Origin of the sequence: Bacillus sp. FSL K6-0138 (assembly GCF_037982765.1) — a bacterium.
In the GTDB taxonomy this organism is placed as follows: Bacteria; Bacillota; Bacilli; order Bacillales; family Bacillaceae; genus Bacillus; species Bacillus glycinifermentans.
Genome location: NZ_CP150286.1, coordinates 1,711,171 through 1,734,101, shown reverse-complemented (window position 1 = coordinate 1,734,101; position 22,931 = coordinate 1,711,171). Strand labels below are relative to the sequence as shown.

Annotated in this window: 24 protein-coding genes; 3 read left to right on the top strand and 21 right to left on the bottom strand. The window is 47.5% G+C overall.

From position 1 onward, the window contains the following. Window positions 1–7 precede the first annotated feature (7 nt). From prmA to gpr, 10 genes are all read right to left on the bottom strand, one after another. Window positions 8–943, bottom strand: coding sequence for a 50S ribosomal protein L11 methyltransferase (gene prmA, locus MHB78_RS09300; RefSeq protein ID WP_046131779.1), 936 nt, complete (start codon window positions 941–943; stop codon window positions 8–10). Window positions 944–966: 23 nt separating this feature from the next. Beyond that, entirely contained in the window at window positions 967–2,094 is a 1,128-nt protein-coding gene (gene dnaJ / locus MHB78_RS09295; protein WP_046131778.1) for a molecular chaperone DnaJ, read from the bottom strand. Window positions 2,095–2,268: 174 nt separating this feature from the next. Further along, complete coding sequence (gene dnaK, locus MHB78_RS09290; RefSeq protein WP_046131777.1) at window positions 2,269–4,101, bottom strand: molecular chaperone DnaK; 1,833 nt, start codon at window positions 4,099–4,101, stop codon at window positions 2,269–2,271. Between the two features lie 23 nt (window positions 4,102–4,124). Continuing rightward, the gene (grpE, locus tag MHB78_RS09285) at window positions 4,125–4,715 is read right to left on the bottom strand and encodes a nucleotide exchange factor GrpE (RefSeq protein WP_046131776.1); all 591 of its coding nucleotides are present in this window, start codon (window positions 4,713–4,715) and stop codon (window positions 4,125–4,127) included. A gap of 77 nt (window positions 4,716–4,792) precedes the next feature. Next, window positions 4,793–5,824, bottom strand: coding sequence for a heat-inducible transcriptional repressor HrcA (gene hrcA, locus MHB78_RS09280; RefSeq protein WP_046131775.1), 1,032 nt, complete (start codon window positions 5,822–5,824; stop codon window positions 4,793–4,795). 80 nt (window positions 5,825–5,904) lie between these two features. After that, window positions 5,905–7,044, bottom strand: coding sequence for a radical SAM family heme chaperone HemW (hemW, locus tag MHB78_RS09275; RefSeq protein ID WP_046131774.1), 1,140 nt, complete (start codon window positions 7,042–7,044; stop codon window positions 5,905–5,907). Between the two features lie 60 nt (window positions 7,045–7,104). Continuing rightward, window positions 7,105–8,943: a translation elongation factor 4 gene (lepA, locus tag MHB78_RS09270; RefSeq protein ID WP_046131773.1), complete on the bottom strand. Its 1,839-nt coding sequence runs from the start codon at window positions 8,941–8,943 to the stop codon at window positions 7,105–7,107. Window positions 8,944–9,085: 142 nt separating this feature from the next. After that, a complete protein-coding gene (locus MHB78_RS09265; protein WP_046131772.1) occupies window positions 9,086–9,409 on the bottom strand; it encodes a YqxA family protein in 324 nt (107 codons plus the stop codon). Window positions 9,410–9,424: 15 nt separating this feature from the next. Next, the gene (locus MHB78_RS09260; protein WP_046131771.1) at window positions 9,425–10,627 is read right to left on the bottom strand and encodes a stage II sporulation protein P; all 1,203 of its coding nucleotides are present in this window, start codon (window positions 10,625–10,627) and stop codon (window positions 9,425–9,427) included. Between the two features lie 101 nt (window positions 10,628–10,728). Then, window positions 10,729–11,835 (bottom strand): GPR endopeptidase, encoded by a 1,107-nt coding sequence (gene gpr / locus MHB78_RS09255; protein ID WP_046131770.1) that lies wholly within the window; start codon window positions 11,833–11,835, stop codon window positions 10,729–10,731. 204 nt (window positions 11,836–12,039) lie between these two features. Here gpr and rpsT point away from each other — a divergent pair, with 204 nt between their 5' ends. Then, window positions 12,040–12,306, top strand: a complete 267-nt coding sequence (rpsT, locus tag MHB78_RS09250; RefSeq protein WP_046131769.1) for a 30S ribosomal protein S20 — start codon at window positions 12,040–12,042, stop codon at window positions 12,304–12,306. A gap of 69 nt (window positions 12,307–12,375) precedes the next feature. Here the strand turns inward: rpsT and holA are convergent, their stop codons facing one another. After that, window positions 12,376–13,404, bottom strand: a complete 1,029-nt coding sequence (gene holA / locus MHB78_RS09245) for a DNA polymerase III subunit delta (RefSeq protein ID WP_164918190.1) — start codon at window positions 13,402–13,404, stop codon at window positions 12,376–12,378. 229 nt (window positions 13,405–13,633) lie between these two features. Here holA and MHB78_RS09240 point away from each other — a divergent pair, with 229 nt between their 5' ends. Next, window positions 13,634–13,765, top strand: a complete 132-nt coding sequence (locus tag MHB78_RS09240; RefSeq protein ID WP_046131767.1) for a YqzM family protein — start codon at window positions 13,634–13,636, stop codon at window positions 13,763–13,765. A 102-nt stretch (window positions 13,766–13,867) separates the two neighbouring features. Here MHB78_RS09240 and MHB78_RS09235 read toward each other — a convergent pair whose 3' ends face one another. From MHB78_RS09235 to MHB78_RS09225, 3 genes are all read right to left on the bottom strand, one after another. Then, window positions 13,868–16,195 carry a DNA internalization-related competence protein ComEC/Rec2 gene (locus tag MHB78_RS09235; protein ID WP_046131766.1) on the bottom strand — a complete coding sequence of 776 codons (2,328 nt, stop codon included), beginning with the start codon at window positions 16,193–16,195 and terminating at the stop codon, window positions 13,868–13,870. 6 nt (window positions 16,196–16,201) lie between these two features. Then, complete coding sequence (locus MHB78_RS09230) at window positions 16,202–16,771, bottom strand: ComE operon protein 2 (protein WP_046131765.1); 570 nt, start codon at window positions 16,769–16,771, stop codon at window positions 16,202–16,204. 68 nt (window positions 16,772–16,839) lie between these two features. Further along, a complete protein-coding gene (locus MHB78_RS09225) occupies window positions 16,840–17,463 on the bottom strand; it encodes a helix-hairpin-helix domain-containing protein (RefSeq protein WP_231947363.1) in 624 nt (207 codons plus the stop codon). Window positions 17,464–17,544: 81 nt separating this feature from the next. Here MHB78_RS09225 and comER point away from each other — a divergent pair, with 81 nt between their 5' ends. Then, window positions 17,545–18,366, top strand: coding sequence for a late competence protein ComER (comER, locus tag MHB78_RS09220; RefSeq protein ID WP_046131763.1), 822 nt, complete (start codon window positions 17,545–17,547; stop codon window positions 18,364–18,366). 67 nt (window positions 18,367–18,433) lie between these two features. Here the strand turns inward: comER and MHB78_RS09215 are convergent, their stop codons facing one another. The 7 genes from MHB78_RS09215 to yqeH are packed head-to-tail and all read right to left on the bottom strand — an operon-like array spanning window position 18,434 to window position 22,931. Then, window positions 18,434–19,189: a class I SAM-dependent methyltransferase gene (locus MHB78_RS09215; RefSeq protein ID WP_046131762.1), complete on the bottom strand. Its 756-nt coding sequence runs from the start codon at window positions 19,187–19,189 to the stop codon at window positions 18,434–18,436. Beyond that, the gene (rsfS, locus tag MHB78_RS09210) at window positions 19,189–19,542 is read right to left on the bottom strand and encodes a ribosome silencing factor (RefSeq protein WP_046131761.1); all 354 of its coding nucleotides are present in this window, start codon (window positions 19,540–19,542) and stop codon (window positions 19,189–19,191) included. Before rsfS ends, MHB78_RS09215 begins: the two co-directional genes overlap by 1 nt. Window positions 19,543–19,555: 13 nt before the next feature. Next, complete coding sequence (gene yqeK / locus MHB78_RS09205; RefSeq protein WP_046131760.1) at window positions 19,556–20,119, bottom strand: bis(5'-nucleosyl)-tetraphosphatase (symmetrical) YqeK; 564 nt, start codon at window positions 20,117–20,119, stop codon at window positions 19,556–19,558. Continuing rightward, the gene (locus tag MHB78_RS09200; RefSeq protein WP_046131759.1) at window positions 20,109–20,678 is read right to left on the bottom strand and encodes a nicotinate-nucleotide adenylyltransferase; all 570 of its coding nucleotides are present in this window, start codon (window positions 20,676–20,678) and stop codon (window positions 20,109–20,111) included. Before MHB78_RS09200 ends, yqeK begins: the two co-directional genes overlap by 11 nt. Before the next feature lie 18 nt (window positions 20,679–20,696). After that, window positions 20,697–20,987: a ribosome assembly RNA-binding protein YhbY gene (gene yhbY / locus MHB78_RS09195; protein ID WP_046131758.1), complete on the bottom strand. Its 291-nt coding sequence runs from the start codon at window positions 20,985–20,987 to the stop codon at window positions 20,697–20,699. Then, complete coding sequence (gene aroE / locus MHB78_RS09190) at window positions 20,981–21,814, bottom strand: shikimate dehydrogenase (RefSeq protein ID WP_046131757.1); 834 nt, start codon at window positions 21,812–21,814, stop codon at window positions 20,981–20,983. The genes yhbY and aroE overlap by 7 nt, the downstream gene beginning before the upstream one ends. 16 nt (window positions 21,815–21,830) lie before the next feature. After that, a complete protein-coding gene (gene yqeH, locus MHB78_RS09185) occupies window positions 21,831–22,931 on the bottom strand; it encodes a ribosome biogenesis GTPase YqeH (protein ID WP_046131756.1) in 1,101 nt (366 codons plus the stop codon).

The following is a 22,931-nucleotide window of genomic DNA, read 5'->3' as shown; positions in this document are numbered from 1 at the left end:
CTAACGATTATTTTTTGGCGATGATGCTGACCCAGTCCTCCATTGACAGCACTTCAATGATCGTGAATCCTTCTTTTAGAAGAGCGTCTTTGACTTCCTGCTTTTTCTGCTGGATGATTCCCGACGTGATAAAGTAGCCATCTTGTTTCAGCAGGCTGTAGGCTTGCTTTGTGAAACGAAGTATGACCTCGGCTAAAATATTGGCGACGATGACGTCTTTTTCTCCCGCGACTCCGTCGAGCAGGTTGTTTTGCTTGATCTCGATGCGATCGCTGACTTTATTGAGCTTGGAATTCAGACGGGCGCTTTCGACGGCCACCGGATCAAGGTCGTACGCCTCTACCCGGTCAGCGCGGAGCATGGCGGAAGCGATGCTCAAAATGCCCGTTCCCGTACCGACGTCCACGACCGAATCTCCTTCTTTTACATACCTCTCAAGCGCCTGTATGCAAAGGACCGTCGTCGGATGCGTGCCTGTTCCGAATGCCATGCCCGGATCCATCTCGATGATCAGCTCATCCGTATGAACCGGCGTATACTCTTCCCATGTCGGAACAATCGTAAATTTCTCGGAAATCTTAACGGGATGATAATATTTTTTCCAGGCTGTCGCCCATTCTTCTTCATTCACTTCACTGATGGTAATTTTATTTCTTCCAAGGTCAATATCATAGAGCAGAAGGTTGTTAATCGTTTCCTTGATTCCTTCTACGGTTTCTCCCAAAAAGCTGTTGATCGGGAGATACGCTTTGATAATGACCCCTTCATCAGGGTAATCATTGGGGTCGAGCTGGTAGATTTCTCCGTACACATTCTCACGTTCTTTTGTTAAATCAAGCGGATCTTCAATTACCACTCCACTCGCACCGGCTTCATGCAAAATATTTGAGATGGGCTCCACCGCTTCATTTGTCGTGTGAATGCAAATTTCGGACCATTTCATACTACCAACTCCTCATCCAATCATTAATCACCTTTAAAGGCGCGTTTTACTTTGTCAAAAAAACTCATTTCCTGTTCATCCGGCACATTTCCGCTCACTTCTGCGAACTCGCGGAGAATGTTTTTCTGGGCTTCCGTTAAATTGGTCGGCGTGACCACACGGACGACAATGTGCTGATCGCCTTGACCATATCCGCGGACATTTTGCACGCCTTTTCCTTTTAAGCGGAACTTTGTACCCGTTTGCGTTCCTGCGGGAACCTTTAATTTCACTTTTCCGTAAAGAGTGGGCACTTCGATTTCGTCCCCGAGCGCAGCCTGTGCGAAGGTCAAAGGCATCTCGCAGTAAATGTCATCTCCGTCGCGCTCGAAAAATTCGTGCTCGCGAACGCGGAAAACGACGAATAAGTCACCAGACGGTCCGCCGTTTATGCCTGGTTCACCCTGTCCGGCGACCCGAAGCTGCTGGCCGTCATCCACGCCTGCCGGAATGGTGACATTGATTTTTTTGCGTTTTTTCACTTTTCCTGTGCCGCCGCACGTTGAACACTTATGCTTAATTTGCTTTCCGGTACCGTTGCAATAATGACAAACTCTTCGGTTGACGACTTTGCCGAAAGGTGTCGACTGCTCCATGTTCAGCTGGCCAGACCCTCCGCAGTGTGAGCAAGTTTCCGGTTTTGTTCCCGGTTTTGCACCTGAGCCGTGGCATGTTTCACACGTTTCCTCGCGCGGGATTTCGATCGTCGTCTCTTTTCCGAAAGCAGCTTCTTCAAAGGACAATGTCATCGTATATTGCAGGTCTGCTCCCTGCCGCGGGGCATTCGGGTCTCTCCTCCGCGTGCCGCCTCCGAATATGCTTGAGAAAATATCGTCAAAACCGAAGCCGCCGAAGTCGCCTCCGCCGAAACCTCCGCCGCCGAATCCCTGATTTGGATCGGTATGGCCGAATTGGTCGTAGTGCGAACGTTTTTGATCATCGGAAAGCGTTTCGTATGCTTCCTTGACTTCTTTGAATTTATCAGCCGCTCCTGCTTCTTTGTTAATATCCGGGTGATATTTTTTGGAAAGCTTGCGGTAAGCTTTTTTTATCTCATCTTTTGAAGCGCTCTTACTTACCCCAAGCACCTCATAGTAATCACGCTTACTCATCTCTTCACACTCCCGATTTTCTCACATAAATTAGATTGTATCATTTCAAATTATGTTTTTTCAATTCCTTTTGTCCTTAAGGAAGAAAAAAGTCAAAGTCAAGAGATCCTGACTTTGACTTTTATCGTCATGTGCCATGCTTAGGCAATACCCGCACAGCCGATTCTATTGTTCTTACTTTTTGTCCTGGTCGTCGTTCACTTCTTCAAATTCAGCGTCTACGACATTGTCATCCGCTTTTTTCGCTTCTCCGCCTTCCTGAGATTGCGCTTGTTTAGCGGCTTCTTCGTAAAGCTTCACTGAAAGCTCTTGAACGATCGTTTGCAGCTCTTCTTTTTTCGCCTTGATTTCGTCAAGGTCATTTTTCTCGATTGCGCTTTTTAGCGCGTCTTTTGCTTCATTCGCTTTTTTCACTTGTGCTTCATCCGCTTTGCCTTCAAGGTCTTTCAGCGTTTTTTCGGTTGTGAAGACAAGCTGGTCTGCTTCGTTGCGAATCTCGATTTCCTCTTTTTTCTTCGCATCGGCTTCGGCGTTTTCCTCAGCTTCTTTGACCATGCGTTCGATCTCTTCATCAGAAAGACCTGAGGAAGATTTGATCGTGATGTTCTGCTCTTTGCCTGTTCCTAAATCTTTCGCACTTACGTTGACGATACCGTTTTTGTCGATATCAAACGATACTTCGATTTGCGGAACACCGCGCGGTGCCGGCGGGATATCCGTAAGCTGGAAGCGTCCGAGCGTTTTGTTGTCGGCAGCCATCGGGCGCTCACCTTGTAGCACGTGAATGTCAACCGCTGTTTGATTGTCGGCCGCTGTTGAGAACACTTGTGATTTGCTTGTCGGAATCGTTGTGTTGCGGTCGATCAGTTTGGTAAATACGCCGCCCATTGTTTCGATACCAAGAGATAATGGCGTTACGTCAAGAAGAACAACGTCTTTTACATCGCCAGTGATGACGCCGCCTTGGATCGCTGCACCAAGCGCAACAACTTCATCAGGGTTTACGCCTTTATGCGGCTCTTTGCCCGTTTCTTTTTTGATTGCTTCCTGTACGGCAGGAATACGCGTAGATCCGCCGACAAGGATGACTTTGTCAATTTCGCTTGCAGAAAGATCTGCATCTTGAAGCGCCTGACGGACAGGGCCCATCGTGCGTTCTACCAAGTGTGAAGAAAGCTCATCAAATTTAGCGCGTGTCAAGGTCAGTTCAAGATGAAGCGGACCTGCATCCCCTGCTGTGATAAACGGCAGGGAAATTTGTGTTGAAGATACGCCGGAAAGGTCTTTTTTCGCTTTTTCAGCAGCATCTTTCAAGCGCTGAAGCGCCATTTTGTCTTTGGACAGATCGATGCCGTTTTCTTTTTTGAATTCTGATACGAGATGGTCGATGATGACTTGGTCGAAGTCGTCTCCGCCGAGACGGTTGTCGCCCGCTGTAGCGCGAACTTCAAATACGCCGTCGCCAAGCTCAAGAATCGAAACGTCGAATGTACCGCCGCCAAGGTCGTATACAAGAATCGTTTGATCTTCATCCGTTTTGTCTAAGCCGTAAGCAAGCGCAGCCGCAGTCGGCTCGTTGATGATCCGCTCGACTTCAAGTCCGGCGATTTTACCGGCGTCTTTTGTCGCTTGGCGCTCCGCATCGTTGAAGTATGCAGGAACGGTAATTACGGCTTTAGAGACTGTTTCACCAAGATAGCTTTCAGCATAAGATTTTAAATGCTGAAGGATGATCGCAGATACTTCCTGCGGCGTGTATTTTTTGCCTTCGATTTCAACTGTATAATCTGTGCCCATATGGCGTTTGATCGACATGATCGTATTCACGTTCGTGATGGACTGGCGTTTTGCCACTTCACCCACTTGGCGCTCTCCGTTTTTAAATGCTACAACTGACGGAGTCGTGCGGGCTCCTTCTGGGTTAGGGATGACTTTCGGCTCTCCGCCTTCAAGCACTGCAACGCATGAGTTCGTTGTCCCTAAGTCAATTCCGATAACTTTGCTCATGAAAATAACCTCCTGCTATGTAGTTATTGATTTACTTTTACCATAGAAGGACGGATCACCCGGTCCTTAAGTTTATAGCCTTTTTGCAGCTCCTCAACGACTGCATTCGATTCATATGCTTCATCCTCAACCTGCATCACGGCCTGATGCAGATTCGGGTCGAATTGTTCGCCCACAGAAGGAATGATTTCAACGCCTTCGTTTTGAAGTGCATCCAAAATTTGACGGTGCACCATTTCCATTCCTTGCAGCAGGCTTTTCGTCTGTTCGTTGTCAGGATCGATCCCGAGGGCGCGTTCAAAGTTGTCGAGCGCCGGGAGCAAATCGCTGATGATGCGCTGTGAACGGTATTTTTCCGCGGCTTCAAGGTCAAGGCGGGCACGTCTTTTGTAATTTTCGAAATCCGCCTGAACACGTAAAAGTTTATTTTCTTTTTCATCAAGACGTTCTTGAAGTTCTTTCAGTTGTTTTTCAAGCAGTTCAGTTTGGTTTTCTTCAGCCTGTTCATCGGCTTCAGAAGCGGCTTGTTCTGCTTCAACTTCAGCTTCTTCTGCTTCCGTCTGATTCAATTCTTCCAGTTCCTCTTGTTCCTGGTTTTGTTTTTCTTCTGCCATCTGTGTTCACCTCCCTTAAAGGTACCTTGCATATGTAGAGAAGGGAGAGCTCCCTCCTGCCTGCTTTCAGTACTGCCTTACCCATCATACAAACTCGTCAGCGCTTTTGACAAGTCAGATGATACATGCTGAAGCAATCCGACGACACGGGCATAATCCATGCGCGTCGGTCCGATGACCGCGATCGAGCCGATCTGCTTTGAACCGAGCGTATAAGTGGCGGTAATCAGACTGCAGTTTTCCATTTCTTCGTAATCATTTTCTTTGCCGATTTTAATGGTGATTCCGGCTTCCGTCGATTGGAAAAGCCGCAGAACTTCCTGTTCTTTCTCAATAAGCGACAACAGCGATTTCACCCTGTCGATATCGTGAAATTCGGGCTGATTCAGCATATTAATCTTGCCGCCGAAAAACAAGCGGTCGGTTTGGGCCGAAGAATCAAGCGTAGCCGCGAGCGCATGCAAAATATCGTCATAGTTACGGATATGCGCACGCAGGAAGATGACCACTTCCTTAAAAATTCTGTCTTTAAGCTCTGATATCGGGACGCCTGCAAGGCGTTCGTTTAATATGTTAACCAGCTTTTCGAGGTCTGAAAGGTCGACCTCCGCCGGAAAATTAATCGTTTTATTCTCGACGTGTCCCGTGTTTGTCACGAGAATGGCGACAGCCTTATTCGGCTGGATCGGCACGATCTGAATCTGTTTCAAATGATTCTCGCTCAGCCTTGGCCCGAGGACAATCGATGTATAATTGGTCAGGTCTGATAAGACTTGAGCTGACTTTTGCACGGCTTTTTCAAGCTCAAAGATCTTTTCCTTGAAGATGGAATGTATTAATTTCAAATCCGTCTTTGACAGCTTTCCAGGAGAAAGCAAATGATCAACATAATAGCGATAGCCTTTTTCAGAAGGAATCCTGCCTGAAGATGAATGGGTTTTTTCGATAAATCCAAGCTCTTCCAAGTCAGCCATTTCGTTTCTGATCGTAGCCGAGCTGAATGTGATGTCTTCCTTTTTAGAAAGCGTTCTTGATCCCACCGGCTGAGCTGAACGAATAAAATCGTTGATGATAACCTGCAAGATTAACAGCTGACGATTTGTTAACATCCATATCACCCCTGTTAGCACTCACGACACCCGAGTGCTAATTGTATATCAAAATTACCAAACCCCAATCAAAATGTCAATTATAACTCACCCAAGAATGCCTGAAACACTTCATTTCCCAGCAGCTTTCCGCCGTGTGTCAAACGAACGCTTTTTTCCGTATTCAAAATCAGTCCTTTTTCTTCAAGTGAACGCAAAACGTCCGGGAAAAGGCCGTCAAGAGGCGTTCCGTATTTTTCGAGGAACCGCTCTTTGCTTACGCCGGCTGTTTTCCGCAGGCCGAGAAACATCTCTTCTTCAATCTGTTCATTTCTTGTCACGGGATGGCTCTCCTTATAAGGAAAACCGGTTTTGTCGATAAGCTCGATATAATGCTTGACAGGGCCCGCGTTTACGGTTCGTTTGCCATTGATATAGCCGTGGGCGCCCGCTCCGAAGCCAAAGTACTCTTCATTGCTCCAATATGTGAGGTTATGCCTGCTTTCAAACCCTTTTTTCGCGAAGTTGCTGATTTCGTACTGGTGTATGCCGGCTTCGGCCATCGTTTTCATGACGAGCTCATACATCTCCGCCTCCTGCTCTTGCTGCGGCAGGTGAAGGCGGCCTTTTTTCATCAGATTGTAAAAAACGGTTTTCGGCTCCACAATAAGCGAATAAACCGAATAATGCTCAGCGTCGAGAGACAGTGCGGTCTCAAGCGATGCAGCCAGATCGTCAATCGTCTGTCCCGGCAGCCCGAACATGAGGTCAAGGCTGATGTTTTCAAATCCGGCCTCCCTCGCCCTTTCAAAGGAAACGAACACATCTTTTTTCTCGTGAACCCTGCCGATTTTCTTCAGCAGCTCATCTTCAAACGTTTGAACGCCGAAGCTCAGCCTGTTTACACCGGCTTGCTTCAATACGTTCAGCTTTTCTGACGACAGATCGTCCGGATTGGCTTCCACTGCAAATTCAACGAGGTTTTCGCCCGGTTTTAAAACCGAGTTGACTGTATCAAGCAACCGTTCAAGCTGAACGGCCGATAATGAGGTCGGAGTGCCTCCGCCGATAAAAATCGTTTTCAGCTCGGGGGCCTCGATGGCTTCCATTGTATTGGACATTTCCTTTTCCAAATAGCGCAAGTAGTCGTCAACAGGCTGGCTCTGAATAAAAAATTTATTAAAATCGCAATAATGGCAGATGTGTTCGCAAAACGGAATGTGGATATAAGCGGATTTCATTATGTTCACCTTCTTTTACGGAAAGAAGCCGCAGTGTGTTAAGCTGCGGCGGAAAAAGGCCTATGATTTCTGGCTGCTGTCGTCCATTTTCAGCACAGCCATAAAGGCTTCCTGCGGAACTTCGACAGAGCCGACCTGTTTCATTCTTCGCTTTCCTTCCTTTTGCTTTTCAAGCAGTTTGCGCTTTCTGGAAATATCTCCGCCGTAACATTTCGCCAGAACGTTTTTGCGCATCGCCTTGATCGTCGAACGGGCGATGATCTTTTGGCCGATGGCAGCCTGAACCGGCACTTCGAATTGCTGGCGCGGAATGAGTTCTTTCAGCTTTTCGACGATTACCTTTCCGCGCTCATACGCATAATCACGGTGAACGATAAAGGAAAGAGCGTCAATTTTTTCGCCGTTCAGCATGATGTCCATCTTGACGAGCTTAGACGGCTTATAGCCGATCAGTTCATAATCAAATGACGCATAGCCTTTTGTGCTCGATTTCAGCTGATCGAAAAATTCATAGACGATCTCAGCCAGCGGAATTTCGTAAATGATGCTGACCCGGTTGGCATCGAGGTACTGCATGTCGATGAACTGGCCGCGCTTATTTTGGCACAATTCCATGACCGCACCGACAAAGTCGTTCGGCACCATCATCGTTGCTTTCACGTACGGCTCCTCAATACGCTCAATCTTCTGCGGATCAGGCATGTTTGACGGATTGTCGACGATGATCTTTTCGCCGTCTGTCATGTAAACGTCGTAAATAACGCTCGGCGCCGTCGTAATCAAATCAATCTTAAATTCGCGTTCAATCCGCTCCTGGATGATCTCCATGTGAAGCATGCCCAAGAATCCGCAGCGGAAGCCGAATCCTAAAGCCTGAGAGGTTTCCGCTTCATATTGAAGTGAAGAGTCGTTCAGCTCAAGCTTCTCAAGCGCTTCCCGCAAATCGTTGTATTTCGCGGTGTCGATCGGATACAGTCCGCAATACACCATCGGATTCAGCTTTCTGTAGCCGGGCAGGGCTTCCTCGGCCGGGTTTTCCGCGCTCGTGATCGTATCCCCTACGCGGGTGTCTCCCACGTTTTTGATCGCCGCCGTCAGGAATCCGACATCGCCGACCGTCAATTCATCGACAGGAACGGCTTTCGGCGTAAATACGCCGACTTCCGTGACTTCAAATTCCTTCCCGGTCGCCATCATCTTAATTTTCTGTCCGGCCTTTACTGTTCCCTGGACAACCCTGATATAAGCGACGACTCCTCTGTAGGCATCGTAGAGGGAATCGAAGATCAAAGCCTGTAAAGGCGCGTCAGGATCGCCGTCCGGCGCCGGGACTTTTTCAACGATCTGTTCCAGTATCTCTTCGATCCCGATGCCCGCTTTGGCGGAAGCAAGAACCGCTTCTGAAGCATCGAGGCCGATGACATCTTCCACCTCTTGGCGGACGCGCTCCGGCTCTGCGCTCGGCAGGTCGATTTTGTTGATGACCGGCAGGATTTCGAGGTCATTGTCAAGCGCAAGGTAAACGTTTGCGAGCGTCTGCGCCTCGATTCCCTGGGCTGCGTCAACGACGAGAATCGCGCCTTCACACGCGGCCAAGCTTCTTGACACTTCATAGGTAAAGTCCACGTGCCCCGGGGTGTCTATGAGGTGAAAAATATATTCCTCTCCGTCCTTTGCTTTATATTTCAGCTGAACGGAGTTGAGTTTAATGGTGATTCCTCTTTCTCGTTCCAAATCCATCGAGTCGAGCAACTGCTCTTTCATTTCCCTTTGAGTGATTGCCGCCGTTTTTTCCAGTATACGGTCTGCCAGCGTTGATTTCCCGTGGTCAATATGGGCGATAATAGAGAAATTGCGAATTCTCGACTGTCTTTGTAATCGTTTTTCTTTGTCTGTCACACTAATCACTCCTACTATGAAACGCAACATGCGCTAGCTTAGATTATATCAATAGGGGTGTGAAGATTCAATGTTTAGAAATCCTCAGGTGTAGTCGCAAAAAAGAGAAAAACGAGTTCCCCTGGAACCCGTTCTCTCTGACTTATTCCGTTTTGTCCTTAATCCAGTCATACAAAGACCTGGCTGAGTTCGTGACCGAGTCTGCCAGCGCGCGGCCGGCTTTGGAAAAGAAGTTGAAAGCTTCCAATCGTTCAAGCTCCTTCTGTTTTTCTTCCAAATCGATTTTGTGCCCGAGAACGGAAGCCTCCATCGCTTCTCCTTCAGAAATGCTGAGCGCTCCTTTTAAATCGGGGTCTTTATAGCCCTTCATTTCCAGCATCCCGTGATTCGCCTGCTGCATGCCGACGAGAACGCCGAAAAACATGACAGCGGATGCCAATATGCATTTTCCTATAAAAGAAGCCACCGTTATCACCTGTTTCTATTGTTTTTTCTTATCGTCTTTACCCGAGCCTGCATCGACTTTTTCCGCCTCCCAGAACATCTCGCTGAACACGTCGGCCGTTGCTTCTGCAGCCCGTTCAAGCTCCGCCCGATTATTATCGACACCTCCGAATTCAATTAAGATCGAATGCTCGTTTAAGTCCTGGTTATATACGCCATTATCCCCAGGATCGCCTTTTGATATAACGCCGCGGCTTAAGCCCGGATATTTTTTTTCAAGGCGCTCATGCAGATCTTTTGCCAGCTTTAAATTTGCCTCAAAATTAGAGCTTTTTTTGCCGATGACAAATGCGATCCGCGCATAGCTTTTTCCTTTTATCGTCGTGGTGGTCGCTTTTCTGCGCTGCGCATCCCTGTGAATATCGATAAAATACTGCAGATCCTTGTGTCGGGCCATCGCTTCTTTAACGACAGGCCTTGCCTCATCATAGGAGCGCGGATAGCTCCAGCCTTTCTTTTTCAGATTCGCTTGAATGTCCGTTTTATCCACCTTTGCCCCAACGCCTTGAGATTTTAAAGCATCAGCGAGCATATCGCTGACAAGCGTGACATTCGCTTTTGAATGAATGGCCATGTCGGGATTGGTTTCCCCCTTTAAAAATGGCAGATACGATTCGGTATTATGGGTGTTATAAATAAATACCACTTTCCGGTCGCCGGTTGACTGCTCGGGAGGTTGTTTGTTTTCATCGTCTTCTTTCTTTCCTTCAATCTCTGCAAGATTTGCTTCTCTTTCTTCTTTTAAGACTTCTGTCGGCGGCGCAGATTCAGAAGGCATGTTCGTATAATCGGTCCCTTGTCCAGCGACGAGAATGTCTGAATCAAAATGCGAAAAACCTGGAAGCTCGCGGCCGAGAAAGCTTCGCGGGTCTTTCAAATTAATGCTCGTCGCCAGTTTCAGAACAAGCGGCGAAAGCTCAATCCTTTTATTCGGCTCAGGCAGCTCTGATGCAAAATAGCGGTTTTCCATCCCTAAAATGTGTCCAAACGCTTCGCCCGCCAGTTCATCCGTCACCCGGTACAATGACGAAGACGGTCTCAGTTCAGGCCGGAGAGATGTGAGCACCCCTGACAAAATGAACACTAAGAGCAGGCCGGTCATAAACAAGAAGACTGTTTTCACCGCGGTTCCAGCGTTTACGGCCAGCACAAACTGACGATTTCTGCCTCTTTTTTTCATCGCAATCCCTCCAGAGCTTGTCTAGTAAATAGACTATGAGCAAGATAGAGGAAGTAGAACAAGCCATTGGGCGAAAAAAATCAGGCGGCTGTTTCAGCCGCCTAGTGGTTGTACATTCCTTTGTTGTCCTGTGAGACTTTTTCGTGCAGCGCGGTGTTCAGCCCGTTTGCAATGACGTTTGCCATGTCATCGATGAACGAATCGACTTCTTTCGGCGTTACCATCAAATTATGGCCGAGCGGTGCAAGCACTTCGTAAATAAGCTGCCTTTTTTCATCTTCTCCAAGACTTCCGACGATTCCGAGAAACGATTTGCGCTGCTGTTCATCCGGGAGGTCTTCCTCTGTCAAAACCTTTCGTTTTCCGAAGGTCATTCCTGCAGGCACAAGCGATCGGGACGGGCTGTCATCTTTCATCTCTCTTCCGAAATGCTTCAAAATATAATCGATCGTATCGCTTGTAATCGTAACCGCATCGACAACGGTCGGAACGCCGATGGCGATGACCGGGATGCCGAGCGTCTCTTTGCTTAATTCCTTCCGTTTATTCCCGACCCCTGATCCGGGATGAATCCCGCTGTCGGAAATTTGAATGGTTGAATTGACGCGGTCGATCGCCCTTGAGGCAAGGGCATCGACCGCAATCACGAAATCGGGCTTAGAACGGTCGATCACGCCTTGGATAATATCGCTCGTCTCAATCCCCGTCAGCCCCATCACACCCGGCGAAAGCGCGCTGACCGGGCGGTAGCCTTCCTCCACATTTTCCGGCTGAAGCTTGAATAGATGCCTTGTCACGAGGAGACTTTCCGTCACAAGCGGTCCGAGTGAATCAGGGGTTACATTCCAGTTTCCCAGCCCGACGATTAAACAGCTCGCGTCCTGCTGAATGCCCAAATAGTCAAGAAAAGCGGAAAACTCCTTTGCAAACAAATTGATGACCTTTTCTTGAAGAGCCGAATCCTGCTGCCTGATCCCCTGCGTTTCCAAGGTTAAATAGCGCCCTGCTTTTTTGCCGGACAGCTTAGCCCCTTCTTCGTCAATATCCATCGTCTGGACTTTGATTCCGTCCTGCTCATATTCTTTGACCTTAAACCCTTTTAGTTGTTGCCGGGAAGACGCATCCCTTTCTTGCGCCAGATCCTTTGCTTCAACGGCTAAATCGGTTCTAACGGTATATTTGCTCAAGTCAAGCTTTTTCTTCTCCATATTTGTATTCCCTCCAAAAACATAACTGTCGTTAGTGTTCCCTGCCGCAAGTGCAAACATTCCCTGAAGCGTTCTTTCAAATAAAAATACTTTACATTTATATTGCAATCTAAAGGTGTGTTTGATAGAATACAATTTGTTCTATTGTGGAGATCTAACCTATAGAAAAAGGAACAGAGGTTATTTCTTAGGAGGTGAAACACATTGCCAAACATTAAATCAGCGATCAAACGCACAAAAACAAACAATGAGCGCCGCGCACACAATGCGACGATCAAATCTGCAATGCGTACTGCGATCAAACAAGTTGAAACACTTGTAAGCAACAACGAAGCAGACAAAGCAAAAGCAGCTTTATCCGTTGCAGCGAAGAAAATCGACAAAGCAGCGAAAAAAGGTCTTGTCCACAAAAATACTGCGGCTCGTTACAAATCAAACCTAGCGAAAAAAGTGAACGGACTTTCTGCATAAAAGAAAGCTTGGCCCTGCCAAGCTTTTTTGCTTGCTATTAAAAAAAGCGGCCTCCTGTTGAGGGCCGCTTTATTCATTCGGCTGCAAAAGCTTCAGCAAAAACAGCTCAAGCAGCAGCTTCTTGTCCTTTTTTCCTGTCTTCATTTCATAATCCATCACGGCGAGCTGCTCCATGATGCTTTTGAGCTCCGTTTCGGAAAACAGCCTCGCCTGATCGATTGCCAGCTTGATTCTGAAAGGATGGACTTTCAGGTTTGAGGCAATTTGCTTCTGTCCGTAACCTTGCTGCGAAAAATATTTCGTTTGCAATATGAGGCGGAACTGATTGGCGATCAATGCCATCATTTTAATCGGTTCTTCATTCTGTTTCAAAAGGTCGTAAAAAATCTGAAGCGCCTCCGTCCGCCTGCGATTGACGACCTTGTTGATCAATTCGAAAATATTCTGCTCAAGCCCCCTTGCGACGAGCTTTCTGACGTCGTCCAGCAAGATTTCATCACGGTCTCCGATATATGTACTGAGCTTTTTGACCTCTTGAGCAATGGCCGACAGGCTCGCATTGCACAGAATGACCAGCTCTTCCGCTGCGCCTGAATCGATTTGCTTCCCCTCTGATTTGGCGAGGCCTTTAATAAAGTCAGCCGTTTCAGGCCCGTTCAGCTCCTTTGCCTCGACCATATCCGCGTGTTTTTTCAGCAGCTTTGTCAGCTTTTTTCGTTCATCAAGCTTTTCGTACGGAGCCAGCAAAACAAATACGGAATACGGCGCAGGCTGCGCAATATAAGCTTCAAGAGCCTCAAGGTTGTGCTCAGGCTTGTCTTTCTTTTTTTCAGCCGTTAAAAAAGTCGGATTTTTGGCAACGACGAGACGCCTCTCCCCCATAAAAGGAAAGGTTTCAGCATCCTCAACAGCAAGATCGAGAGCATCTTCTTCCAGGTCAAATACGGAAAGGTTAAAGTCTTTCGTTTCTTCGTCAACGACGGCTTGTCTAATCCTTTGAACCGTCTCCTGCAGCAGATATGTCTCTTTTCCGTACAAACAATAAACAGGATGAATATCGCCTTTTTTCAAGCTTCTCCAAACATCAAATACCGTCATCTGTACTTTCCTCTCTTTCATCCTTCCCTTCTATCCTAAAGCGTGTTTTGCAAATAGTAAAGAGAGAAACGGAGTCATCCGCTCTCTCATTTATAATAAACGCCTTCTATAAACCCCCGGGTCAGTTTATAAAAGACGATGTTCATAAAATGTAGAAAACGGTTGCAGGAAGCTTCTAGATTTTTCTAAAGAATTGAATTATACTGGATACAAATAGGAGGGGTAAATTGTGAATGAATTTGAAAATGACGTACAAAGCAAACGTAACGATCTTGTAGACTCGGGTGTCGGTTTTGTCGTGAGTTTTGGATTCTTTGCTGTGATGTTTATCATCGCTACTGTCATACATCTGGCCGGATGATCAAAACCGGATTGACTCCGGTCGCATATGTTGCTTAACACAAACTTAAAAATGAATTTCTTTCCGCCAGCTGCCGACTGCTTAGACGCAGTCTTTTTTCTGTTACGGGGAATATACTGTATCATATGGAGGATGAAGCAAAAACGTTCCGTCCCCTCTTTTAAATAGGTACTGAACCGCCCCGTCCCGGTCCGTCCTGAACACCTTGACCTGATGACGCTTCAAAACCTCCAGCACCTCCTCATGCGGATGGCCGTAGCGATTGTGTTCCCCAGCGGAGATGAGCGCAATTTTCGGCTCGATTTGTTTGATCAATTCCTCCCCTGTCGACCCTTTGCTGCCATGATGGCCGACTTTCAGGATATCGGCTTTCAGATCCGGATAGGCTTCGATGATCTCCCGCTCGCCCTGCTTTTCCAAGTCGCCTGTTAACAGCCAGCTGAAGCCGCCAGCCTTCATCCATAAAACGAGGGAACTGTTATTTTTGCTGTTTCCGTTCGCTGTCTCCGGCGAAAGAACGTCAAATACCAGATCACCGATCTTCAAACGGTCCCCCCTTTTGGCTGTTCTCACATCCACGCCCCTTTCCGCAGCGAAGCGGAGGAGCTTTTCATCCGCCGGCTCAGCAGCATAACCGATCGGCACAATCAGTTGTTTCACTTTATGCTTTCTGATCAAAACTTCAGCTTCTCCAATATGATCCTGATCAGCATGAGTCAAAATTAATGCATCGAGTTTTTTCACCCCTTTTGAAGCGAGGAACGGCATTAACACTCGATCTCCCAAGGAAAACTGATGTTTCCTTTTTCGCCATTCCTCAGTTTCGAAAGAAACGGTTCCCCCTGTATCGATCAAGACACGTCCGTTTTGTCCCGGCGCGCTGACATATATGCTGTCACCCTGCCCGACATCTAGCACCGTAACTTCCCCTTCACGGGTGAAATACGGCACGGAGGCGTGAAACAAAAAAGCGCAGGCAAGCAGACAAACCGGGATGATGAGCCTTTGAATAGAGGCCTCTCTTTCCATGGAGATGAAAAGAAAACATATTGCAACAAGGTAAAAAAGCAACTGGAGGACATCCGGCTGGACGGCCGAATATGTGAAGAAATCAACGGAAGAAACAGTTTTAACCACAACATGGCTCCACCGGAGCAGCGCATCGAGTGCACCAATTGCAAGTTCCCCAAGCGGGGGAGCAATCAATGATGCCGATAGACCGGCAAATGACAGCGGCATAACAGCGAGAACATAAAACGGTATAAAAAATAGATTCATCAGCACGCTGAGAAATGAAAACTCTTGAAAGTGAAAGAGAAGAATCGGTAGAGAACCGAGCTGGGCCGCAAAGGAGGAAAGCAATAGCCGGGCGGCTTGACGTTTAGGCTTTACTAGTATTTTCTTCGAGAGAATAAAGACGAATGACACTGCAAAGGAGAGCTGAAAACCGGCCTGAAACAGCATATAAGGGCTGTATAACAAAAGTCCGAGAAAGACGATGCTGATCACCTGGGCGCTCCTTAGACGATTCTTGCACAAAGAAGAAACAAGGTAAATTTCTGTCATGAACGCCGCTCTCAGCACAGAGGGTGCCCCTCCTGTTAACACGGCGGCAACGGGAAGCATGATGATCAACGACCATTTTGCACATTCTCTCGTCATGCCGATCCGCAGCAAAATGTAGAAAAAAGCTGCTGAAATAATCCCAATGTGAAGCCCGGAAATCGCCAAAAGGTGGATGATCCCGAGCGTTTGATATCCGTCAATCACTTCCTGCTCGATCAGAAACCTGTCGCCGAACGTCAGCGCCTGCACAATACCAGCGGATGATTCTGGTACATTTTTTTCTATAAAAACAAGTCCGGCCTTGCGGATTTTCAGCAAAAACGGCATCAGGCCGCCGCCGGACTTGCAGTTTTCGATCGACTGCACCGTAAAATTCCAGTGAATGCCCTGCTGGCGCAAATATTCTTTATAGTCAAAAGTCCCGGGTACAGTCTCTTTTTTAGGGCTTTTTAATTCGCCTTTCATAAAACACGTGCTCCCCGGATCGAGCGCTGATAGCGCCGCTTTTTCCTGCAGGGACTTTATGATGTAACCCGCTTTCACAGCCTCTCCTTCAGCCGTTTCGGCTGTGAAAGCGAGACGGTCCCCGTCGATTCTGGGAATATCGCGAATCGATACAGCCGCATCGTACGCGCCTTCCCGGTAACTCGACGTATTCGATCTGTCGATGATGAGAAAATAACCAAAATAAAAACCGCAAACAAGTGTACAAATGATAAAAAGAAAAAATTGTTTTTTAATCAGACAGAGGATGAAAAACAGACATAAAAAGGCGGCTAAGGGGAGAAGAGAGGAGCTTTGAACGGAAGCAATTCCGGCCGCCGCCGAAATTGCTCCGCAAGGAAGGATGCGGTAGGTGCCCATGTTACATTACACGTAGCTCGTAAACAGCTTATTCGCCTGTTCATGTATTTTTCTGATCTCCGCTTCTTCAAGCCCCGCCTCTGACAGCTTCTGTATCAGATCTGCGACAAACGATAATTTCTCCCGATTTTTCAAATCGATAATCATTTCGTCAAGTTCTACCTGTTCCACCCTGACCGAAGCCTGTTCAAAAAGCTCAACTGCGTACGGATGATTCTTATAATCCTTTGCATAATATATCGTTTTGATGCCTGCTTGAATAATTGATTTACAGCACTGGATGCACGGAAAGTGAGTTACATATATTTCAGCGCCTTCTGTCGGCACTCCGAATTTTGCGCATTGAAGGATCGCATTCATTTCCGCGTGAATGGTCCTGACACAATGCCCGTCGATAAGGTAGCATCCTTCATCTGCACAGTGGACCCCTCCGGCGATTGACCCGTTGTACCCCCCTGCTATGATTCGTTTATCCCTGACAATCGTCGCTCCGACAGCGAGCCTTGTACAAGTGCTGCGAAGCGCGAGCAAATGGCTTTGCGCCATGAAGTATTGATCCCAAGAAATGCGTTCCACGTTGAATTCCCTCCAAATACGATGTAAGACTTCCCTAAGTTTACATATGATTGTCCTTTGGCGTCAATTTACTTCACTGATATTGACGATTTTATTTTTTCAAATGTTTTTTCTCCGATGCCTGAAACATTTGTAATGTCTTCCACCGTTTGAAACGGACCGTTCTCCTCACGGTATGCTGCGATCGCTTCCGCTTTTGAAGGTCCGACGCCCGGGATCGCCTGAAGCTCTTCCGATGAAGCGGTATTAATGTTAACCGTTTCTGCTTCGCCTCCCGCTGTCGATGATGATCCTCCTCCCGCACCGGTTTGAACGCCTTCCTCGCCTTCATACGGAATATAAATCACCATCCCATCCTGAAGGACAGCGGCCAGGTTGACTTGTTTCTCTTCTGCATTTTTCACGGTACCTCCCGCCTTTTTCAGCAAATGATGCACCCTCTCGCCCGCCTTCATCTCATAAACGCCGGGCTTTTTGACGGCGCCCTTCAGATCGATCACAATTTCGTCGTTTTCTTTCGTTTCCTTTTTGGCAGCACGGCCGGATGAAGAAGCGGCGGCCTCTGCCGGCACAGCATTGCTCCCGGCTGGTTCGCTGCGTATGTTTGACATCACAGCGACTGCGATGATAAAAAGTGCTGCAAGTATCCCTCCGGCCGCTGGCCATTTGTAGCGCTTCAGCCTGTTCATCAACAACTCACCTGCTTCCATACATATTTTAACTGGAGCGGTCATATCGTTTAAAAGATACACGTTTAAAGGAGGGGAGAACGATTGAATATCGGCTTTATCGGGACGGGAAACATGGGGACTATACTTATTGAGGCGTTAATTGAATCCGAAGCGGTCATTCCCTCATCTTTAACCATTACAAACAGAACGATCGGCAAAGCGTTAAACATAAAAAAGCGATTTCCAGACATCCGGGTCAGAGAGCGGCCGGAAGAAGCCGTTACCGAAAGCGAGGCCGTATTTATTTGTGTAAAGCCGCACGATATATACCCTCTGTTAAAGCGTTTAGCGCCTGTTTTCACACCGGATCAGATTGTGATCACGATAACGAGCCCCGTCCAGGTCGAACAGCTGGAAACGGTCGTTTCCTGTCAGGCTGCAAGGGTGATCCCGAGCATCACCAACAGGGCTTTATCGGGCGTTTCGCTTTTAACATTCGGTAAGAGCTGCAATGCAGCAACAAAGGAAAAAATCACAGGACTGATGGAGAAGATTTCGATTCCTTTGGAAATCGAAAACGGCATCACCCGTGTTGCCTCGGATATCGTCAGCTGCGGTCCCGCCTTTATGAGCTACTTAATTCAGGAATTTATCCAGGCAGCCGTTGAAGAAACATCGGTGTCAAAAGAGGACGCTATTTTGATGTCCAAGGAAATGCTTGTCGGCTTGGGGAGACTTCTCGAAACAGAGCTGTACACGCTGCCGACACTGCAGAAAAAGGTTTGTGTAAAAGGCGGGGTAACCGGCGAGGGGATCAAGGCGCTGGAAATCGGTGTTCAAGACATGTTCCGCCAGATGTTCCGCAACACACACTTGAAGTATGAAGAGGATATCGCTTTGGTCAAAAAGCAATTTCAGGTCTGATTCATTGTTTCATATGTGGCGCAGATACTCAACTATGGAAAATGGCATTTTTAAAACCATCGTCATGTCAAACGATGGTTTTAGCTTTTTTTGCCGTATAAAAATGACGCTCTGTATCCGCATCAGGCTTTCGGTCTGAAAAATCGGCGGTTATCTGCTGTACGGAAAATCCTGCCGTTTTTAACAAGCGGGTGTATTCTTCGGTTTCAAATGTCCGCTGTTCATGGGTTTCATCAAAACGGTCATACACGCCCCCATTTTCCACGAAAAATGTCAAATCATGAATGACCGAATGAACGGCTTCTCCCTCATAGCTTTGCCAGATCACGCTGACATCTTCATCCTGATCTGCGTATGTGCTCCCGGGAAAAACGTCGTCAATTTTGTAGACGGAATGGACGTCAAATAAAAGAAGTCCGTCATCCTTCAATAAAGAAAAAACGTTTTTAAAGGTGTCTAAAACGTCTTTTTCATCTTTTAAGTAATTTAAGGAATCACAGCAAATGACAACCGCGTCAAATTCTTGTTCATGCCCTGATAAATCGCGCATATCCTGCTGAAAAAAACGGATCGGAAGCTGCCGGCCGGCAGCTTTTTGCTGCGCCTGCGCCAGCATGTCCCCGCTGATGTCAACACCTGTGACATCATATCCTTTCTCAGCAAGGCGAACGGAAATTTCCCCGGTGCCGCACGCGAGATCAAGAATCCGAATATGCTCCTTTTTCATCGCCGAAAGCGACTTCTCAATCCATTCGACCCACTGATCATACGGGGCGTGAGCCATCAGTCTGTCATAAACGCCTGAAAATCCTTGATAAATCATTAATTGGCTCCGAATGAGAGATCTTCAAGAGGAGCATCTCCCCATAGTTTTTCAAGGTTGTAATAGCCTCTTTCTTCTTTATGGAAAACGTGGGCAATGACATCTCCCAAATCGATTAAGATCCATCTGGCCTCGTCAAACCCTTCCATTTTCTTCACATCGATTCCATTTTCTTCAGCCCGATCCTTAATTTCCCAGGCAATTGCCTGTACCTGCTTATCTGAGTTCCCGTGGCAGATCAGGAAATAATCGGCCACAAGGGAAATCCCCTGCATATTCATTGCGATAATATCTTCCGCTCGTTTATCGTCACAGGCTTCAGCGGCAATTTTTAAAATTGAAGCTTGATCCATTCACTAATTCCTCCTATTGTCTTTCTTTTACTAACGCATTATATGTCGCCAGCGTGTCCGGAAAAACGGCTTGGTTTTTCGTCATTAAAAAGGTGATCGTATTTTTCAGCGCCTGGATGAGCGCAAGATCCAAGTTTTCTTCGACAAGCACGCGAACCTCGTCAACACCCGGAAAGCGGCGGCCCGGTTCAATATAGTCCGCGACATAAATGACTTTTTCCAAAAGCGTCATGCCGGGCCTTCCCGACGTATGGTATCTGATCGCCGACAAAATGTCTTCGTCCGCAATGCCGACCTCCGTTTTGACAAGTACTGCTCCTGCCGGCGCGTGCCAAAGCTCATGATGAAAATCGAGCACATCAAGCGATTTGTTGTCGTTTAAAATGATTTGTTTCATTTCCTCTTTCGGACGAAACTTGGCATAGTCATGAAAAATCGCGGCGGTTTCGGCCTTTTTCACATCTGCGCCAAACCGTTCCGCAAGCATTACCGCCGTTTCCATTACGCCGATCGTATGCGTATACCTCTGCTCTGTCAGCTGTTCTTTTACACAGGCAAGGGCTTGATCACGTTTCATATAAACGATTCTCCTTTACATAGACCTTCACTTCGTCAGGAAGCAAGTAATCAGTCGGCTGACGGTTTTTGATGCGCTCCCTGAGCAAAGAGGATGAAACCTCAAATTCCGGAACATCCACGAAAACGAGCGGATATGGCGTATCAATTTGAAAGCCGGGACGCTTGACTCCGACAAATTGGATCTCTCCCACCAGCTTGTCAATATTCGACCACTTCGGCAAGTACTCCACCATGTCCGCACCGATAATAAAATAAAACTGATGATCCGGATACCGTTCTTTTAAGAGCCGGATCGTATCAAACGTATACGAAGGCCCTTCCCTTTCGAGCTCAATCGTCTCCAATTTAAAACGCTCTTTTCCCGAAATGGCGATCTTCAGCATTTCAACGCGGTGATGGCTTTCTGAAAAAGAGTTTTCCTGTTTATGCGGCGGAATTTGATTGGGCATAAACCAGATTTCGTCGAGATCCATTTTGTAAAGCACTTCATTCGCCATTAACAGATGCCCGTTGTGCGGAGGATCGAACGTCCCTCCGAAAACCCCGATTTTCTTCATGTTTACCACCTTTAAACCTTAAGGAAGCTCGATTTGTTTGTTTTCTTTGGACTCCTTGTACAGCACGATGATATTTCCGATCGTCTGCACGAGTTCGGCGCAGGCGCCGCTTGCCAAAGCCTCCGCCACCTCATTCTTTGGCTGCTCGCAGTTTTGAAGCACGCTTACTTTGATCAGTTCTCTCGCTTCGAGCGCATCGCTGATTTGTTTGATCATATTTTCATTGACTCCGCCTTTTCCGACTTGAAAGATCGGTGTCAGATGATGCGCTTCCCGGCGCAAATGGCGTTTCTGTTTTCCAGTTAACATTCTTTTCCTCCTAGTTTTCGTAAAACGATTGATTTCATTTTTTCCATATCAGGCTCGCGGCCTGTCCACAATTCGAAAGAGAGCGCGGCCTGGCCGATGAACATGCCGACGCCGTTCAACGTTTTTAAGCCCTTTGCCTCAGCTTCTTTTAATAAAACGGTCTTCAACGGGTTATAAATAATGTCGCATACAAGGCACGTTTCTTTCGCGCGGGCCAATGAAAGCGGAACATCATCCACGTTCGGGTGCATGCCGACTGAGGTGGTCTGGATCAGCACGTCGTACACAGACAGGTCACCCTCTGCTTCTAATAAGGACATCGCTTTCGTTCCATCATAAAGGCGAACGAAAGCTTCTGCTTTCTCAGGCGTGCGATTCGCCACATCGAGCCGCTTCGGCTTCTCTGCTGCGAGGGTCGTAAAGATCGCCCGGGCCGCTCCCCCTGCTCCGATGATCAAGATCGAAAGCCCGCTGACAGGCTGATCAAGGGACTGCTTCAGCGACTTTAAAAATCCTTCTCCATCCGTATTATATCCGACCAGCTGTTCTTTTTCCCTTCTGACAGTGTTTACCGCCCCGAGCACTTTGGCGCTTTCATCGATGCGGTCAAGATATTTCATGATCTCCACCTTATGGGGAACCGTCACGTTAAATCCTTGAATGCCGAGCGCCCGCATTCCTTTCACCGCATCTTCCAGATCATCGCTTTCAACCCGGAAAGCGTGGTAATACCCGTCTAATGAAAGGTCTTTCAAGGCCGCATTATGGATGTCGGGCGACATGGAATGGGCCACCGGATTTCCAATCAGTCCGTATATCGGTTTCATTGCTCTCTCCCCCAGCTTATATTAAAGATCTTCGCACAAACACGTGAACGCCTTTAGGCGCGTGGGCGACAATCCGTTGATTCGCCCCCTGAACCGTCACCCAGCCCAGACCGGAGAACACCACGTCGGTTTTTGGCTCCTTGATTGTAAAGGTGTGTTTTACAAGCTCAGGAAATGAGTCAAGGTCTTCTTTAGCAGGAGGCGCCAGCATATCACCCGCGTGTTTTTCATAAAGCTGATCCGCATTTTCAAGCTTTGTTCGATGGATGTTTATTTGATTGGGCATATAACATACAAACGAAGACCTGCCGCCCGCTACATAGTCAAACCGGGACAACCCGCCGAAAAACAGCGTCTGCTCTTCGTTCAGCTGAAAAGTGCGCGGCTTTAATTCTTTTTTCGGCGTCAATAGTTTCAGGTCTTGCTTTGCGACATAGTGTGCCATCTGATGGTGATTGATGATACCCGGTGTATCGTACATCGATGACCCGTCGTCAAGAGGGATTTCAATCGTATCAAGCGTAGTACCCGGATACTGGGACGTCGTAATGATATCCCCTTCTCCTGACACTTCTTTAATGATCCGGTTGATAAACGTTGATTTCCCGACATTCGTACAGCCGACGACATAAACGTCTTTGCCTTGCCTGTAATGCTCGATCGCTTCGATCGCTTCCTTCATTCCATGCCCGCGTCCTGCGCTGACAAGCAATACGTCAACAGGCTGCAAACCGAGTTCTTTCGCTTCGCGCTTCATCCAGTGAACGAGGCGCTCGCGTTTGACCGATTTGGGAAGAATATCCGCCTTGTTTCCGATCAACAGAATCGGGTTGCCTCCGACAAACCGGTTTAACCCGTTAATCCAGCTCCCGTTAAAATCAAAAATATCGACGATTTTCACAATGAGCGAATCGGTTTCCCCGATGCCGTGCAAAATTTTTAGAAAGTCATCATCCGTCAGGGAGACATCCTGGATTTCGTTATAGTTTTTCAGCCTGAAACAGCGCTGGCAGATGACGTCATCCTTTAATAATGAAGCTTCTGGCGCATAGCCTAGTTCATTTTCGTTTTCGGTTTGGATGGTGACTCCGCATCCGATGCAAACTACCTTTTCCAT